The following is a 14850-nucleotide window of genomic DNA, read 5'->3' on the forward strand; positions in this document are numbered from 1 at the left end:
CCATGGCCCGCCGACACAGCTACTCGCCCGCCAGCCTGGGTCTGACCGGCCCGCGCGCCGCCGAGGACCTGGAGCGGCTGGGCTGGCACGACCCCGCGATCCTGGGCACCCTCGCCAGCGCGGCGGACCCGAACCTCGCCCTGAACACGGCGGTGCGGCTCGCCGACGCGCTGGGGGAGGACTACCCGCGCCTGCGCGCCTCGCTTGTCGACGACCCGACCCTGCGAACCCGGCTCCTCGCCCTGCTCGGGGGCTCGACCGCGCTGGGCGATCACCTCGTGGCGCACCCGGGGGAATGGGAGACGCTGGCGGCGGATCTTCCCACCGCCGAGGTGTTCCTGCGCTCCATGCTGGCCTCGGTGGGGGCGGAGCCGGTGAGCTCGGGCACCTACCGCGCGGCGGCGGAGTTCTCCGATTCGGTGGAGGCGCGCTCGCGGCTGAAGGCGGCGTACCGCTCGCTCATCATGCGCGTGGCCGCAGCGGACCTGGCCGGGACCTTCCCGCACGAAAAGGAGGGGCGCCTGGGCTACCGGGAGGTCACCCACGCCCTGGCTGACTGCGCCGACGCCGCCCTGACCGCTGCGCTGGCCGTGGCGGTGCGCCTGGTCTACGGCGACGAGGAGCCCGACGCCCGGCTCGCCGTGCTGGCCCTGGGCAAGTGCGGGGCGCGGGAGCTGAACTACATCTCGGACGTGGACGTCATCTTCGTGGCGGAACCCGCCAGCGCGAAGGCGGCGCGGCTCGCCGGCGAGATGATGCGCATCGGCACCGAGTGCTTCTTCGAGGTGGACGCCAACCTGCGGCCGGAGGGCAAGTCGGGGGCGCTGGTGCGCACTCTGGACAGCCACCTGGCCTACTACAAGAGGTGGGCGGAGACCTGGGAGTTCCAGGCGCTGCTCAAGGCGCGCCCGATGACGGGCGACATGGAGCTGGGCCGGGACTACATCGACGCGGTGGCCCCGCTGGTGTGGGCCGCCTCCCAGCGCGAGTCCTACGTCGAGGACGTGCAGGCCATGCGCCAGCGCGTGCTGGAGAACGTCCCGGCGGACATGCGCGAGCGCGAGCTGAAGCTCGGCCAGGGCGGGCTGCGCGACGTCGAGTTTGCGGTGCAAATGCTGCAGCTCGTCCACGGCCGGGTGGACGAGACGCTGCGCGTGCGCAACACCGTCGACGCCCTCGAGGCGCTCATGCACGCCGGCTACGTCGGGCGCGACGACGCCCGCCAGCTCATCGACGCCTACAGCTTCCTTCGCCTGCTCGAGCACCGCCTCCAGCTGCAGCGCTTCCGGCGCACCCACACCCTGCCGGCCGCCGAGGACAAGAAGGCACGGCGCTGGCTCGCCCGGGCCTCCGGCTTCGCGCCCGGCCCGCGCCACACGGCGGTCGAGCTCATGGACGCCTCGCTGCGCAGGTACCGCCACAGCGTGGCCGGCCTGCACGAGAAGCTGTTCTACCGGCCGCTGCTCAACGCCGTGGTGGGCATGAGCTACGGCGAGGTGACTCTGTCTGCCGACGCCGTGAAGGACCAGCTCAAGGCGCTCGGCTACCGCCACCCCGCCCGCGCCTACGAGCACCTGAACTTCCTGGTCAAGGGCAGCTCGCGCAAGGCGAAGCTGCAGGCGATCCTGCTGCCCACCCTCATGCACTGGCTCGGCGGCACCGCCGACCCGGGCGCCGGCCTGCTGAACTACCGCAAGCTGTCCGAGGCCGCGCTGGACAAGAGCTGGTTTCTGCGCATGCTGCGCGACGAGGGCGTGGTGGGCCAGCGCCTCATGCACATCCTGGGCAACTCGCCCTACGCCTCCGACCTGATCATCTCCGCGCCCGAAGTGGTGCAGCTGCTCGGCGACGGGGCGCGGGGCCCGAAGCTTCTCGACGCCGCCCCCGAGCAGGCCTACAACGCGATCATCGCGGCGACGAAGCGCTACGAGGACCCGGACCGCGCCGTCGGGGTGGCGCGCAGCCTGCGCCGCGCGGACCTGGCCCGCATCGCCGCGGCCGACCTCCTCGGCTTCATGGACGTCCGGCGGGTGTGCCGCGAGCTGACCTGGGTGTGGGAGGGAGTGATCGAGGCAGCCCTGCGCGCCGAGGTTCGGACGGACCTCGTGAACTCGGGCGAGGAGGAGCCGCGGGCGCGGATCAGCGTCATCGGGATGGGCAGGCTCGGGGGAGCGGAGCTCGGCTACGGCTCCGACGCGGACGTCATGATCGTGGCGGAGCCGACCGAGGGGGTGGACGAATCCGAGGCGGTGGCCTGGGCGGCGAAGATCGTCGACGCGATGCGCACCCGGCTGTCCAAGCCGTCGGGCGACCCGCCGCTGGAGGTCGACCTGGGGCTGCGCCCCGAGGGCCGCTCGGGCGCGGTGGCCCGCACCATCGCCTCCTACGAGCGCTACTACCGGGAGTGGGGCGAGGCCTGGGAGAAACAGGCCCTGCAGCGCGCCACCTGCGTGGCGGGCGACCGCGAGGTCGGCGAGCGCTTCCTCACCGCCATCGACCCGTTCCGCTACCCCGCGGGCGGGGCCAGCAGGGCCGACGTGCGGGAGGTGCGCCGCATCAAGGCGCGCGTGGACGACGAGCGGCTGCCCCACGGCGCCGACAAGTCCACCCACACCAAGCTGGGCCGCGGGGCGCTGGCGGACGTGGAGTGGACGGTGCAGCTGATCACGATGATGCACGCCCACGAGTGCCCGGGGCTGCACACCACCTCCACCCTCGAGGCGCTGGAGTACCTGGAGGAGCTGGGGGATGCGGACGTGCTCAGCGCCGCGCACGCCCGCATCCTGCGCGGAGCCTGGCTCGCCGCCACGGGCGCGCGCAACGCGATCGTCCTCGTGACGGGCAAGCGCACCGATCAGCTTCCCGCGCCGGGCGCGCAGCTGGCGCAGGTAGCGGGCTCCGCGGGCTACGACCCGGCGGAGCAGCAGGAGTTCCTCGAGCACTATCTGCGGGTCACGCGCCGGGCCCACGCCGTGGTGGAGGAGGTGTTCTGGGGCGAGGTGCCCTCCCACGAGTACGACGCCGGGCTCTAAGCGGCGGCGATTGCCCGCCGAATCCCGTGCGCCGGCTGCGGGCGGGTTAGTAGGGTTACAGCCATGGCTGTGAATCTGACTGTTGACTTGCACGACGCGAACTTCGCCGACCTGGTGGCGCTGGTGGAGGCGGCGCGGGTGGCGGGCGTCGATAAGCGTGCCCGCATCGAGCTCGAGGACACGACCCTGCACATCAAGGTGGAGCCCAGCGCCCCCGGCGCGGCCCCGCAGGTGCCGCAGCTCGGCGACGCCGCAATCCGCAGCGTCGTGGACATTCTCACCGGCCGGCAGGAACCCCCGCGCCGCTAGAGCCGGTGTCGCCCGGCTAGGACTGAGCGACGATGCGCACGCCCTGCGCGCCGCCGCGGAAGTGGCGTGCCACGAACAGGGCGATCACGAGCGCGGCCCAGATAGCGAAGACGGCGATCCACGCGAAGCGGAAGTCCGCCCAGCCGTAGTCGCCGCCGGGCGCGGAGTGGTCGAGAAGCAGGCCGACGACCTGCGAGGAAATCATCGCGGCGACGAAGCCGCCCATGTTGCCCAGGCCCGTGCCCGTGGCCACCATCGTGCGCGGCATCTCCTCGCGCACCGTATCGAAGCCGTAGTTCGACGTCGGGGTGGCAAAGCCCATGAGCACCATGAGCGCCAGGATGAAGGCGTAGCCGCGCGGGGTCGGGGAGAGGAAGAAGGCGACCCACACCGCGCAGTGGATGCTCGCGATGATCACCGCCGCGAGATCGCGGTTCTTCCCCGTGCGCGCCGACAGCGGGCCGAGCAGCGGGGCGGAGAGCATCGTGGAGACGGTGTAGACGGTGAGCACCACGCCCGCCTGGGCGGGGCTGAGCCCCATGCCCAGGGTGACCAGCGGCACGCCCCACAGCAGGGTGAAGTTGAGCATGAAGAACATGGAAAAGCCGTGGATGCAGAACGCCTCCCAACACAGCGGGGAGCGCAGGACGGTGCGCAGCACCTCGCCGATCGGGGTGCGCTGAGCCTGCTGCTCGGCCTTGCGCTCGGCCTTTTCCTCCTTGCTCAGCCCGGCCGCCTCGGGGGAGTCCGCGACGGCGATGCCGGCCACGACGCCGATGAGGGCGCCGAGCGCGCCGAGGGAGACGAAGGCGACCGTCCAGCCCTGGGCGTGGAGCAGCCAGAGGAAGGGGATGGCCGAGAGGAACTGGCCGAGCTGCCCCAGCGAGGCGGTGAGCTGTGTGAACAGCGGGGTGTGCTTGAGGGGGAACCAGAAGGGCAGGACGCGCAGCGCCGAGAGGAAGGCGGTGGAGTCGCCGGCGCCGATGAGGACGCGGGCCCCGATGGCCACGGCGTAGGACTCCGTCAGGCCGAGCGTGACCTGGCCGACGGCCATGATGAGAGCGCCGGCGACGAGCATGACGCGGGGCCCGTAGCGGTCGATGAGCAGGCCGACGGGGATCTGGGCGAGGGCGTAGACGCCCACCTGGACGGCGGTGAACACGGCGATGCGGGAGGCGTCGACCCCGAAGCGCTCGATGGCGTCGACACCTGCGACGCCGAAGGAGGTGCGGCCGAGGATGGCGGCCACGTAGACGAGGACGGCTCCCGCCCACACGATCACAGCTTTGGTGGTGAGTTTTTCGCGGGGGTGGAAAGAGGTCATATCATTAGAAAATAAACCACCCGCCCCGAGTTCGTTGCACTACCCGTAAAGTGGCGGGGTGTGGATTACATTTCGACGCGCGACACGACCTCTACTTCGGCCAAGTTCACCGACATCCTCCTCGGCGGACTAGCCCCCGACGGCGGCCTCTACCTCCCCGCCGTCTACCCGCGGATTACGCCCGAGCTTCTCGACGTCTGGCGCGGCCTCCTCGCCGAGCAGGGCTACGCCGCGCTGGCCGCCGAGGTGGTCAAGCTCTTCGTCGACGACATCCCCGCCGAGCAGATCGAGCAGATCACCGCCCGTGCGTACCGCACCCCGGTGTTCTCCACCGAGGAGATCGTGCCGGTCAGTGCTCTCGGGGAGGGCATGTACCTGGCTCACCTGTCCGAGGGCCCGACCGCCGCGTTCAAGGACATGGCCATGCAGCTGCTCGGTGAGCTGTTCGAGTACGAGCTCGGCCGCCGCGGCGAGGAGATCAACATCCTGGGCGCCACCTCGGGCGACACCGGCTCCTCGGCTGAGTACGCGATGCGCGGGCGCGACAACATCCGCGTGTTCATGCTCACCCCGGCGGGGCGCATGACGCCCTTCCAGCAGGCGCAGATGTTCGGGCTCGACGAGCCCAACGTGTTCAACATCGCCCTCGACGGGGTCTTCGACGACTGCCAGGACGTGGTCAAGGAGGTCAACTCCGACCCGGCGTTCAAGACGAAGTACCGCATCGGCGCGGTCAACTCGATCAACTGGGCCCGCCTGCTCGCCCAGACGGTCTACTACATCTCGACCTACCTGCGCGTGACCGAGTCGAACGAGGAGCGCATCTCCTTTTCCGTGCCGACGGGCAACTTCGGCGACGTGTGCGCGGGGCACGTCGCCAAGCAGATGGGCCTGCCGATCGACCGCCTCATCGTGGCCACCAACGAAAACGACGTGCTCCACGAGTTCTTCACCACCGGCCACTACCGCCCCCGTTCCGCGGCCGAGACGCAGGCGACCTCCTCGCCCTCGATGGACATCTCGAAGGCCTCCAACTTCGAGCGCTTCATCTTCGACGCGCTGGGCCGCGACGCCCACGCCACCGCCGACCTCTTCGCCGTCAAGGTGAAGGAGGGCGGGTTCTCCCTCGAGGAGGAGGCCGAGCCGGGCACGCTGGAGCGCATCCGCGACGAGTTCGGCTTCCTCTCGGGCACCTCGACGCACGCGGACCGCATCGCGACGATTGCCGCCGTCGAGCGCGACCACGGCGTGGTCATCGACCCGCACACGGCCGACGGCGTCCACGTGGCGCGCTCGCTGGCCGACGAGGTGGACACCCCGATCGTGGTGCTGGAGACGGCGCTGCCGGTGAAGTTCGCCGACACCATCCGCGAGGCCCTGGGGCGCGAGCCCGAGGTGCCGGAGCGCTTCGCCGACGTGATGGACGCCGGGCGCCACGTCGCGGACCTGCCCAACAACGCCGAAGCGGCGAAGGAGTACATCGCCCGAGCAATCGAGAACACCGAGGCGTAGGGGAACAGATCATGGCGCAGGAGCAGTTCGCCGGCCCTGAGTACTTCACCGAGTTCGACCCGGAAAAGTTCCTCCGCGAACTCGCGGCCCAGGGGAAGGCCCAGGGTGAGTCGCAGGGCGAGACCCAGGAGAATACCGGGGACGCAGAGCAGGGCAGCGCGGTTGAGCGCACCGAGTAGCCCCCGCGCCGGGTGGGGGATCTCGGCGTGGATCGGCGCGATCCTGTTCGCCGTGGTGGCGGTCGGGCTGACGGTCTGGGGCGGCATCGTCACCTCCCAGACGCCCACCGCGACGCTGGAGGAGCAGCGCGCGCGGGAGGCGGTGCAGACGCCGCCGACCCCCGCCCCGGCGGAGGCCCCCAACCTCGTCCGGGTGCCCGAGTTCGCACTGTGGGCGCCCGGGACGCTCATCCAGACCACGGACCACTACCCGCAGCCGGGGGAGTCGTTCACCGCGCAGTCGTGCACGGTGGCGTTCAGCTTCTCCAACGCCCAGGGGCGCAACTTCGCCGTCACAGCCGGGCACTGCGGGCGAGAGGGGGATCTGGTGTGGCCGACCAACGCCACCACCGCCCTGGACTACGCCACGGAGGCCGGCCGCTTCATCTACTCGGGCCTGTACAGCCCCGCGGCACCCAATATCGACGTGGGAGTCATCGAGATCACCGACCCGGAGCGCTACATGGAGCTCGTCGGCGCGCCGATTGAGACGGGCGTGGCCGAGGACATTGCGGCCCCGCTGCAGACGGTGTGCAAGACGGGCGGCACCACCGGCTACACCTGCGGCGCCTTCGAGGAACCCGGTCGGGTACAGCTCATCACCACGGACACCGACGAGGAGCGGGAGACGCGCGGCGACATCGCCGCGGTGTGCGCCGCGAAGGGCGACTCCGGCGGGCCCGTCTTCCGCGACGTGGGCGGGCGCGCCACCATCATCGGGGTGGTCTCGGGCACCGAGGCGGGCCGCAGCGAGGAGGAGTGCTACGAGGGCATGGACAACCCCCGCCTCATGTCCTACTCCAATGTCGAGCAAACTATGCAGGTGGTGAGCGTGGTGGTGCCCGACGCGCTCTGGGTCACCCAGCGCTGGTGAGCTGGCAGGCTAGAGGGCGGGCGTCGGCACGCCGTACTTTTCCTTGAACTTCTCGCCCGCCGGCGCCGTTCTCTCCTTGTAGCCCTTGCTCGTGCGCTCCGCGGTGTAGGCGGTCTCCGGGCCGTAGGCCGCGAGGTAGAGCAGGTCCACGTCCTGCCCGCGGGGGAGGTCCTCCCACGTATCGACGACCCGGCTGGCGTCATCCTCGGTGCTTTCCGCCCACGTCAGCCCGACCGAGCGCTCGAAGGGGCGGCCCGGGGTGAAGGAGAAGGAGACCTCCTGCGCGCCGTCCTCCATGGCGTGGGCCAGGTAGCTGTCGATGGTGGCCGGGGGGAGCGTCGAGTAGCAGAAGCCCCAGAAGTTGACCCGCAGGTTGTCCTGGGTGCGCACCGTCATGTTGTCCACGCAGTTCTGCTGGAGCAGGCGCGAGACGTGCCCGGAGAACTCGGTGGTGTCGGACTCGGCGGTGGGCGTCATGGATCCGGTGAGGGTGACGCCCGTGGGGGTGCGGGCCGTCTCAACGTCCGAGATGAGGTACGGGCGCACGCTCGCGTCGACGTTGTCCTGGCTGGTCTGCGGGGGCAGCCAGGGTCGCAGGGGGCGCTCCACGGCGGCCGGGGGAACGGAAGCGTCGGATTCGTGGCTGGCCAGCAGCACGCCGGCGACGACGACCCCGACGAGCAGCGCGCCGTACCCGGTGGTGAACAGGGGCTGGGGGATGCGCTGGATGAAGGAGGGGCGGGCCGTGCTCATGATGATTAGGAGTGTAGCGGAACTACACTTAGGAGCCAGTGAGTCCGGCCCGCACGACGAAAGGTGTTTCATGCCCATCCCCGAGTTCATCGTTGCCACGCGCGAGAAGATCGGCACGGACCTGATGTGGCTGCCCTCGGTCACAGCGATCGTGCTGCGCGACGCGCAGACGGAGTCGGCGTGGGCGGTGCCCGAGGTGCTGCTGGTCCGCCGCGCCGACAACGGGCAGTGGACGCCGGTGACGGGGATCGCGGAGCCGGGGGAGGAGCCGCACGACGCGGCGGTGCGCGAGGTGCTGGAGGAGACGGGCCTCGCCGCGCGCCCGGCGGCGCTGCTCGGCGTCGGCGCGGTGGGGCCGGTCACGCACGCGAACGGGGACAGGGCGAGCTACATGTCGGTGCAGCTGCGCCTCGAGGCGGAGGACCCCGTCGCCGTGCCCGTCGCCGCCGACGACGAGAACACGGAGGCCGGCTGGTTCCCGATCTCGCAGATGCCGGTGCAGGACCCGAAGTGGCGCCTGGCGATCGCCGACGCGGCGGCGCAGCGCCGCCACCCCGCCTCCTTCGAGCCGCGCCTGGGCCTGAAGAAGCGCTAGTGCGTTTCGGCGTCGACGTCTCCGAGCACCAGGACGGGCTCTCGCTGGTCCGGGCGGCGCAGGAGGGCATCGAATTCGCGATCATCCGCACCACCGACGGCACCTACCGCGACCGTGTGTTCTCCTCCCACCTCGACGACGCCCGCCGCGCCGGGCTGGACATCGAGGCCTACCACTTCCTGCGCAGCCCCTCCGAGGGAACGAGCGTGCGGGAGCAGGTGGAGGCGGCGCTCGAGGTGCTGGGCGACGCGCGTGTGCCCCTGTGGCTCGACTGCGAGACGCCCGCCGGGCTGACGCTTGACGACGTCTCCACCGCCCACACCCTCTTTACCGGCGCCGGGGTGGAGGTGGCGGGGATCTACACCTACCCGCGCTGGTGGCGGTGGCGGATGCTGGGCGCCGACACGCGCCCCTTCGGCAAGCTGTGGCTCGCCTCCTACGGCGCCGATCCGGAGGGCGCGCCGGCGGAGATTTTCCCCGGGGGCTGGCCGCGGGGCGTCGGTAAGCAGGTGCCGGCGATGTGGCAGTTTTCCTCGCGGGGCCGGGTGGCGGGTTTCCGCGTGGACGTCAACGCGCGGGGCTGAGGATACTTTCGTACCGACTTTGCGCCGGGGCGCGGTTTGCGCTGGTGAAAGCCGTTAGCGTTATCTTCGTGATGAAACGATGCTCGAAGAGGGCGGCGGGTGCCGCCCTTGGTTTCACGGCGAGTCTGCTGCTCGCCCTGGCGCACAGTTATCTCTGGAGCGCGGTCGTCCTCGTGGCGGCCAGCGTGCTGCTGGCGTGCTCCCGGCCGGTCGGCCCGCACGAACTGTACTACGACAAGTAGTACAAACTGTGTTATTGTTAGTGGCACAGAAAGGAGCGTGCCATGACACTCATCACCATCGACCCCGACGGCGGGCCCCCGGTGTTCCAGCAGATCCACGACGCCATCGTCCTCGCCATCGCGCGCGGGGAGCTCATCCCCGGCGACACCCTCGACCCCGTGCGGCGGGTGGCCGCGGAATTCGGCATCAACCCGGCGACCGTGCAGAAGGCCTACGACCTGCTCCGCGCCGAAGGGCTCATTGAGAGCGCGTCGCGCTCCGGCAGCCGTGTGGCGCCCCCGCCCGGCACCCCGCCGGACCTCGACGCACTGCGGCCCCTGCTCGCCCTTGCCGTCGCGCAGGGCACCGACCCGGCAGCCCTGCGCGGGCTCCTCGCCGCCGAACTGTCCGCCCTCGTTAACCCGGAGCAGAAACGATGAACGCCTTCAACCTCACCTTCGCCGCGCTCATGGCGCTGGTCACCCTGTCCTTGGCCGCCGTCCCCCGGCTCTCGCCGGCGGGCATCGTCCTCGGGGCCCGCGTGCCCCGCGACCGCATGGATCACCCGGTGGTCACCGACGCGCTGCGCACGTTCCGCGCAGCCATCTGTGCGACCGCCGCCGTCGTCTTTGTCGGGGTCGCGTTGTTTGCGGAGAACCCGCTGGTCATCGCCGTCGCGCCCATGATTGCTACCGTGGCCTTCGTGGCTGCCTTCGCCTCCCAGAACCGCAAGATCCTGCGCGCGAAGCGCGCGGAGGGGTGGTTCGACGGTGTGCCGACTGCCGTGACGGGCTCGGTCTCCTCCGCGCGCGAGCCGAGGGACCGGCGGGTGCCGTGGGTTTGCGTGGCTGCCGCTCTTGCCGTGATCGCCGCGAGCGCTTTGTACCGGTGGTGGCGTTTCGACGACATCCCCGAGCGTTTCCCCACCCACTTCGGCCCGGACTTCCAGCCGGACGCGTTCGCCGACAAGACCCCGCTGGCGGTCTTCCAGGGCTCGCTCTTCGCGCTCGCGCTGCAGCTCGTCATGGCCGTGAGCGTTGCCGCCCTCACCAGGGCCAATGCTTCCCGACGCGCCGATCGCACCGCCGCCGGAGCCGCGCGCTCCCGCGCGGTCCTCGACACCGCGGTGTCCGGGCTTTCCGCCCTGACGCTCATCGTCACCGTGGGCATCACCGCGATGGACACGACCGCGCTCTTCCCCGCGTACGCGGCCGCCCGCGAAGAGGTCTTCGTGGTCTTTATCGGTGCGGTCCTGCTCACGACGGCTGCGCTGATCCTGCGCAGCGCGACGGTGCGGGCGCGCGGCAACGCCGACGCCGCGGCCAGTGCCGAGGCGGAGAGCCCCGACAACGACGCGAACTACATCTGGGGCATCTTCTACGCCAACCCGGACGATCCCGCGGTGGTCGTCGAAAAGCGCGTCGGCGTCGGGTTCGACTTCAACTACGCCCACTGGCAGGGCAAGGCCTTCGCCGCGGTCACCGTGCTGGTGCTCGTCGCGGCGATCGGGCTCGTGGCGTTCGCCTAGCGGTTGTTGGCGTCGGGCAGCATGGTGCGGAGATCCTCGAGGATGCGCATCGCGCCCGTGGGGCCGAGGCCGAGGAACCACACGCCGTCGTCGACCCGCATCGCCCGGCCCTCGGCGACTGCGGGCAGGGCCTTCCACGCTGCGCTCTCGGTGACGGCGGTCTCGCCCGTCGCGTCGGGCGAGCCGTATGAGGAGTAGAAGATCACGTCGCCGTCCGCCTGGTCGATGGTCTCGGGGGAGATCTCGACGGCCAGGTCGTCGACGTCCTGGACAGCGGGCCGGGCCAGCCCCGCGTCGCGCAGGATCACGCCGATCAGGGACTTGTTGCCGTACAGGCGCAGCTTCTCGGGCATGAAGCGCACGAGCGAGACCGTCGTGTCCTCCGGCACGGTGCTGCGGACTTCCTCGGCCTTGGTGGTGTACTCGTTGAGCGTGGCCTCGGCCTCATTCTCCATGCCGAGGGCCTCACCGGCGAGGAGGAAGTTCTCCTTCCAGGGGAACCCGGGGCGGATGGAGAAGACCGTCGGGGCGATCTCGGAGAGCTGGGGGTAGAGCTTGTCGGCGCGCAGCTGGCTGCCCAGGATCAGGTCGGGCTGGAGGGCCGCGATGGCCTCCACGTTGACCTCGTTGATGGTGCCCACGGTGGGGACGTCCTTGACCTTGTCCGCCAGGTAGGACGGGACGGGGTCCTGCCCTTTGGAGGTGGTGATGCCCACCGGCGTGATCCCGAGGGCCAGGACGGAGTCGAGCTCCCCGCTGTCCAGCACGACCACGCGCTGCGGCTTGGACGCGATCTCGGTGGTGCCGTTGGCGTGTGTGACGGTCCGGGGGAACTGGCCGGGTTCGGCATCGCTGCCGAGCTTGGCGGTCTCGGCGTCGGCGGTGCTGAACTTGTTGCCGCCGACGGCGACCTCGGTGCTCCCCGCGCCGGCGGAGGAGTCGTTGTTGGGGCCGGCGCAGGCGGTGAGCGTGAGCGCGGAGGTGAGGGCAAGCGCTGAAAGCGTTCTTGTAAATGACATGAGAAGGAAGGTTAGCCTAACCTTGTGTCGGTGCGCTAGTCTTGGGCAATGCCGGATTTCCGCCGCCGCGTGCCCCTGCCCGCGGTCCTCGTTGCCGCCCTGCTCGCGCTGGGCTGCGCGGCGGCGCTCTCGCTGGCCGTCGGCGCCAGGCCCATCTCCCTCCCGGAGGTGTGGGCCGCGCTGACGGCGCGCACGTCGGGCCCGGTGTCCTCGATCATCTGGGACCGGCGCGTCCCCCGCACGCTCGTGGCAGTGATCTGCGGGGCCTCGCTGGGCCTCGCTGGCGCCCTCGCGCAGGCACTGACCCGCAACCCGCTGGCGGACACCGGCGTGCTGGGGATCAACTCGGGGGCCGCCTTCGCCATCGTGGTCGGCCTCGCCGCCGGCGCGCCGGATTCCTCCTTCGCCCTGTCCGCCCTGGCGGTGGCCGGCGCGGGCGCCGCGGGCGCGGGGATCTACGCGCTGAGCCGCGGGGGAGCGGGAGGCGTGGATCCCCTGCGCCTCGTGCTCGCCGGCGTGGCGCTGAGCGCGATTGTGGGCGGCATCGGCGACGGGCTGGCGCTGGTGAACCCCCAGGCGTTCGACCGGCTGCACGCCTGGATGGTCGGCAGCGTGGACGTCGGCTCCTACAGGCCCGTCTACCTGGCCTTCACCGGGCTGGCGCTCGGCGGCGCCGCCGCGGCGGCCTCCATCCGGGGGCTGGGCGCGCTCCAGCTGGGCGAGGAAACCGCCGCGGCCCTGGGGGCGCACCTGGCCCGGACCCGGGCGACGGCCCTGGCGGCGATCATCGTGCTGGCCGCCACCGCCACCGCGGCCGCGGGCGTCATCGTGTTCCTGGGCCTGCTGGTGCCGCACATCGCCCGGTGGCTGGTCGGCGCGTCCTTCGGGCGGATCCTGGCGCTGTCCGGGCTGATCGGGCCGATCGTCCTGCTCAGCGCGGATATCGCCGGGAGGGTGCTGACCCCGGGTGAGTTCCCGGCCGGGGTGGTCGTCTCCTTCATCGGCGCTCCGTTCCTCATCGCCTATGCGCAGCTGCGCCGGAAGGGGATCTGATGCGTGCGAAAGTTGTGCCGGGCGCACTGGCCGTCATCCTGCTGGTCGTGACCGTTGCGGCGCTGACCATGCCGGGGGCGGGGATGACCGCGTCCCAGGCGTGGTGCGCGCTGCTGGGCACGGAGACGGGCCTGGCGCGCACCGTCGTCACGCAGTGGCGCGCCCCGCGTGTCGCCGCCGCGGTGACGGTCGGCGCGGCGCTGGCGCTGAGCGGCTCGCTCTTCCAGGCGCTGACCCGCAACCCGCTCGGCTCCCCGGACATCATCGGCTTCTCCTCGGGCGCCTACACCGGGGTGATCTGCGCGATCGTGCTGGGCTACGCGGGTTTCGGCGGGCAGATCCTCGGCGCCCTTGCGGGCGGCCTGGCCACCGCGGCGATCGTCGCGGTGCTGTCGCTGCGCACGCGCGTCGAGGGCCTGCGCATCATCCTCGTGGGCTTGGGCATCTCGGCGATGCTCTCCGCGCTGAATCGCTGGCTCATCACGCGCGGCGACCTGCAGACGAAGATGTCGGCGGCGAGCTGGGGTGCGGGCAGCCTCAACGGCATCCGCTGGCCGGTGGCCCTGCCGGCCGGTGTGTTCCTGCTCGTGGCCATGGCGGCGGCGCTGCTGCTGCGCCGCGGCCTGGACGCCCTCGCCCTCGGCGACGACACCGCCCACGGCCTGGGGCTGGGCGTCAACCGTTTCAAGGCGCTCCTCCTGTTGGCCGGCGTCGTGCTTATCGCGGCGTCGACCGCCGTCGCGGGCCCGATCGCCTTCGTCGCCCTCGCCGCCCCGCACATCGCCCAGGGGCTCACCCGCGCCCAACGCGTTCCGCTGGTGTCGACGGCCTTGGTGGGAGCCTGCTTGCTCACCGCCTCCGACATCGTCGCCCAGCGCGCCTTCCACCCCACGGCTCTGCCGGTCGGCCTCGTTACGGTCGTGGTCGGGGGCGTCTACCTGCTGCTATACATCGCGAGATCTGCAAGGACCTTCTCATGACCGCTCTTCGCGCCAACAACCTCACCCTGGCCTGGGACTCCACCGTCATCTCCCGGGGGTTGGACGTGGACATCCCCGCCGCACAGTTCACCGCGATCATCGGGCCGAACGGCTGCGGCAAGTCGACGCTGCTCAAGGCCTTCGCCCGCATCCTCGCCCCCTCCGCCGGGGCGGTGCTCCTCGGCGGGGACGACCTGCGCGACCTCACGGGCAAGCAGGCCGCCACGCGGCTGGCCTTCCTGCCGCAGAGCACCGTCACGCCGCCCGACATCACCGTCGCCGAGCTGGTCAAGCGGGGCCGCTTCCCGCACCAGAGCCTGCTCAGGCCCTGGTCCAGCGAGGACCGCAGGGCGGTGGGGGCCGCCATGAACGCCGCGGCAGTTGCAGAGCTTGTCGACGCCCGAGTCGCCGAACTCTCCGGCGGCCAGCGCCAGCGCGTGTGGCTGGCCATGGTGCTGGCACAGAACACCCCGGCCCTGCTCCTCGACGAGCCGACCACCTACCTCGACATCGCCCACCAGTACGCCCTACTGGAGCTGGCCAAGGCGCTGGTCACCCAGCTGGACCGCACGGTGGTGGCCGTGCTCCACGACCTCCAGCAGGCCGTGCGCTACGCCGACCACCTCATCGTGATGAAGGACGGAGCGGTGGTCGCGGCCGGCGCGCCGGGGGAGATCGTCACCGCCGAGCTGATCCGCGAGGTGTTCGGGATCCCCGTGGCCGTGCACAACCTCGGCGGGGAGGTCGTCATAGTGCCGGCGGGGCTGCCCGCGCCGGACGTCAGCGGACTGGAGGGGTGAGCGCGGGCTCGGAAACGCAACCGCCCCCGCGGGGCCTCGGGGGTGAG

16 protein-coding genes are annotated in these 14850 nt (G+C 71.2%); 13 read left to right on the forward strand and 3 right to left on the reverse strand.

The genetic code is table 11. The annotated features are described in order from the left end of the window. The first annotated feature begins 2 nt into the window (after window positions 1–2). Both DYZ02_RS10070 and DYZ02_RS10075 read left to right on the forward strand, forming a co-directional pair. Window positions 3–3032 (forward strand): bifunctional [glutamine synthetase] adenylyltransferase/[glutamine synthetase]-adenylyl-L-tyrosine phosphorylase, encoded by a 3030-nt coding sequence (locus DYZ02_RS10070; protein ID WP_115686123.1) that lies wholly within the window; start codon window positions 3–5, stop codon window positions 3030–3032. 63 nt (window positions 3033–3095) lie between these two features. Beyond that, entirely contained in the window at window positions 3096–3341 is a 246-nt protein-coding gene (locus DYZ02_RS10075) for a hypothetical protein (RefSeq protein WP_115686124.1), read from the forward strand. 16 nt (window positions 3342–3357) lie between these two features. On the opposite strand, the gene DYZ02_RS10080 is transcribed toward DYZ02_RS10075, so the two are convergent. Then, on the reverse strand, window positions 3358–4665 hold the full coding sequence (locus DYZ02_RS10080) for an MFS transporter (RefSeq protein ID WP_115686125.1): 1308 nt from the start codon (window positions 4663–4665) through the stop codon (window positions 3358–3360). 60 nt (window positions 4666–4725) lie between these two features. Here DYZ02_RS10080 and thrC point away from each other — a divergent pair, with 60 nt between their 5' ends. From thrC to DYZ02_RS10090, 3 genes are read left to right on the forward strand one after another with little or no spacing between them, the layout of a single operon-like run. Next, window positions 4726–6177: a threonine synthase gene (thrC, locus tag DYZ02_RS10085; protein WP_115686126.1), complete on the forward strand. Its 1452-nt coding sequence runs from the start codon at window positions 4726–4728 to the stop codon at window positions 6175–6177. Window positions 6178–6188: 11 nt separating this feature from the next. Next, window positions 6189–6356, forward strand: a complete 168-nt coding sequence (locus DYZ02_RS11445) for a hypothetical protein (RefSeq protein ID WP_181896956.1) — start codon at window positions 6189–6191, stop codon at window positions 6354–6356. Then, window positions 6340–7269, forward strand: coding sequence for a trypsin-like serine protease (locus DYZ02_RS10090; protein WP_245945773.1), 930 nt, complete (start codon window positions 6340–6342; stop codon window positions 7267–7269). Before DYZ02_RS11445 ends, DYZ02_RS10090 begins: the two co-directional genes overlap by 17 nt. Before the next feature lie 9 nt (window positions 7270–7278). On the opposite strand, the gene DYZ02_RS10095 is transcribed toward DYZ02_RS10090, so the two are convergent. Then, window positions 7279–8022, reverse strand: coding sequence for a hypothetical protein (locus DYZ02_RS10095; RefSeq protein ID WP_115686127.1), 744 nt, complete (start codon window positions 8020–8022; stop codon window positions 7279–7281). A gap of 70 nt (window positions 8023–8092) precedes the next feature. Here DYZ02_RS10095 and DYZ02_RS10100 point away from each other — a divergent pair, with 70 nt between their 5' ends. The 5 genes from DYZ02_RS10100 (at window position 8093) to DYZ02_RS10120 (ending at window position 10951) form a co-directional block, all read left to right on the forward strand. Then, the gene (locus DYZ02_RS10100; RefSeq protein WP_115686128.1) at window positions 8093–8617 is read left to right on the forward strand and encodes an NUDIX hydrolase; all 525 of its coding nucleotides are present in this window, start codon (window positions 8093–8095) and stop codon (window positions 8615–8617) included. After that, window positions 8617–9201: a glycoside hydrolase family 25 protein gene (locus DYZ02_RS10105; RefSeq protein ID WP_115686129.1), complete on the forward strand. Its 585-nt coding sequence runs from the start codon at window positions 8617–8619 to the stop codon at window positions 9199–9201. Before DYZ02_RS10100 ends, DYZ02_RS10105 begins: the two co-directional genes overlap by 1 nt. A 68-nt stretch (window positions 9202–9269) precedes the next feature. Further along, window positions 9270–9443, forward strand: a complete 174-nt coding sequence (locus DYZ02_RS11450; protein WP_181896957.1) for a hypothetical protein — start codon at window positions 9270–9272, stop codon at window positions 9441–9443. Window positions 9444–9485: 42 nt separating this feature from the next. Then, on the forward strand, window positions 9486–9863 hold the full coding sequence (locus DYZ02_RS10115) for a GntR family transcriptional regulator (RefSeq protein ID WP_115686131.1): 378 nt from the start codon (window positions 9486–9488) through the stop codon (window positions 9861–9863). Beyond that, window positions 9860–10951 carry a DUF5808 domain-containing protein gene (locus DYZ02_RS10120; RefSeq protein WP_115686132.1) on the forward strand — a complete coding sequence of 364 codons (1092 nt, stop codon included), beginning with the start codon at window positions 9860–9862 and terminating at the stop codon, window positions 10949–10951. Before DYZ02_RS10115 ends, DYZ02_RS10120 begins: the two co-directional genes overlap by 4 nt. Here the strand turns inward: DYZ02_RS10120 and DYZ02_RS10125 are convergent. Beyond that, complete coding sequence (locus DYZ02_RS10125; protein ID WP_115686133.1) at window positions 10948–11970, reverse strand: ABC transporter substrate-binding protein; 1023 nt, start codon at window positions 11968–11970, stop codon at window positions 10948–10950. The two genes, DYZ02_RS10120 and DYZ02_RS10125, sit on opposite strands and share 4 nt — an antisense overlap. A 48-nt stretch (window positions 11971–12018) precedes the next feature. Here DYZ02_RS10125 and DYZ02_RS10130 point away from each other — a divergent pair, with 48 nt between their 5' ends. Genes DYZ02_RS10130 through DYZ02_RS10140 form a run of 3 tightly spaced genes read left to right on the forward strand, consistent with a single transcriptional unit; the run spans window position 12019 to window position 14803 of the window. Beyond that, entirely contained in the window at window positions 12019–13023 is a 1005-nt protein-coding gene (locus tag DYZ02_RS10130) for a FecCD family ABC transporter permease (protein ID WP_115686134.1), read from the forward strand. Beyond that, window positions 13023–14003 (forward strand): FecCD family ABC transporter permease, encoded by a 981-nt coding sequence (locus DYZ02_RS10135; protein ID WP_115686135.1) that lies wholly within the window; start codon window positions 13023–13025, stop codon window positions 14001–14003. The genes DYZ02_RS10130 and DYZ02_RS10135 overlap by 1 nt, the downstream gene beginning before the upstream one ends. Further along, complete coding sequence (locus DYZ02_RS10140) at window positions 14000–14803, forward strand: ABC transporter ATP-binding protein (RefSeq protein WP_115686136.1); 804 nt, start codon at window positions 14000–14002, stop codon at window positions 14801–14803. Before DYZ02_RS10135 ends, DYZ02_RS10140 begins: the two co-directional genes overlap by 4 nt. The last annotated feature ends 47 nt before the right edge of the window (window positions 14804–14850 follow it).

The organism is Corynebacterium senegalense (genome assembly GCF_900411315.1).
GTDB lineage: Bacteria > Actinomycetota > Actinomycetes > Mycobacteriales > Mycobacteriaceae > Corynebacterium > Corynebacterium senegalense.

Bases quoted from the DNA above. Each gene is read 5' to 3' on its own strand.
- DYZ02_RS10070 (WP_115686123.1), top strand. From the start codon at position 3: ATGGCCCGCCGACACAGCTACTCGCCCGCCAGCCTGGGTCTGACCGGC.
- DYZ02_RS10075 (WP_115686124.1), top strand. From the start codon at position 3,096: ATGGCTGTGAATCTGACTGTTGACTTGCACGACGCGAACTTCGCCGAC.
- DYZ02_RS10080 (WP_115686125.1), bottom strand. From the start codon at position 4,665: ATGACCTCTTTCCACCCCCGCGAAAAACTCACCACCAAAGCTGTGATC.
- DYZ02_RS11445 (WP_181896956.1), top strand. From the start codon at position 6,189: ATGGCGCAGGAGCAGTTCGCCGGCCCTGAGTACTTCACCGAGTTCGAC.
- DYZ02_RS10095 (WP_115686127.1), bottom strand. From the start codon at position 8,022: ATGAGCACGGCCCGCCCCTCCTTCATCCAGCGCATCCCCCAGCCCCTG.
- DYZ02_RS10100 (WP_115686128.1), top strand. From the start codon at position 8,093: ATGCCCATCCCCGAGTTCATCGTTGCCACGCGCGAGAAGATCGGCACG.
- DYZ02_RS10115 (WP_115686131.1), top strand. From the start codon at position 9,486: ATGACACTCATCACCATCGACCCCGACGGCGGGCCCCCGGTGTTCCAG.
- DYZ02_RS10120 (WP_115686132.1), top strand. From the start codon at position 9,860: ATGAACGCCTTCAACCTCACCTTCGCCGCGCTCATGGCGCTGGTCACC.
- DYZ02_RS10125 (WP_115686133.1), bottom strand. From the start codon at position 11,970: ATGTCATTTACAAGAACGCTTTCAGCGCTTGCCCTCACCTCCGCGCTC.
- DYZ02_RS10130 (WP_115686134.1), top strand. From the start codon at position 12,019: ATGCCGGATTTCCGCCGCCGCGTGCCCCTGCCCGCGGTCCTCGTTGCC.
- DYZ02_RS10135 (WP_115686135.1), top strand. From the start codon at position 13,023: ATGCGTGCGAAAGTTGTGCCGGGCGCACTGGCCGTCATCCTGCTGGTC.
- DYZ02_RS10140 (WP_115686136.1), top strand. From the start codon at position 14,000: ATGACCGCTCTTCGCGCCAACAACCTCACCCTGGCCTGGGACTCCACC.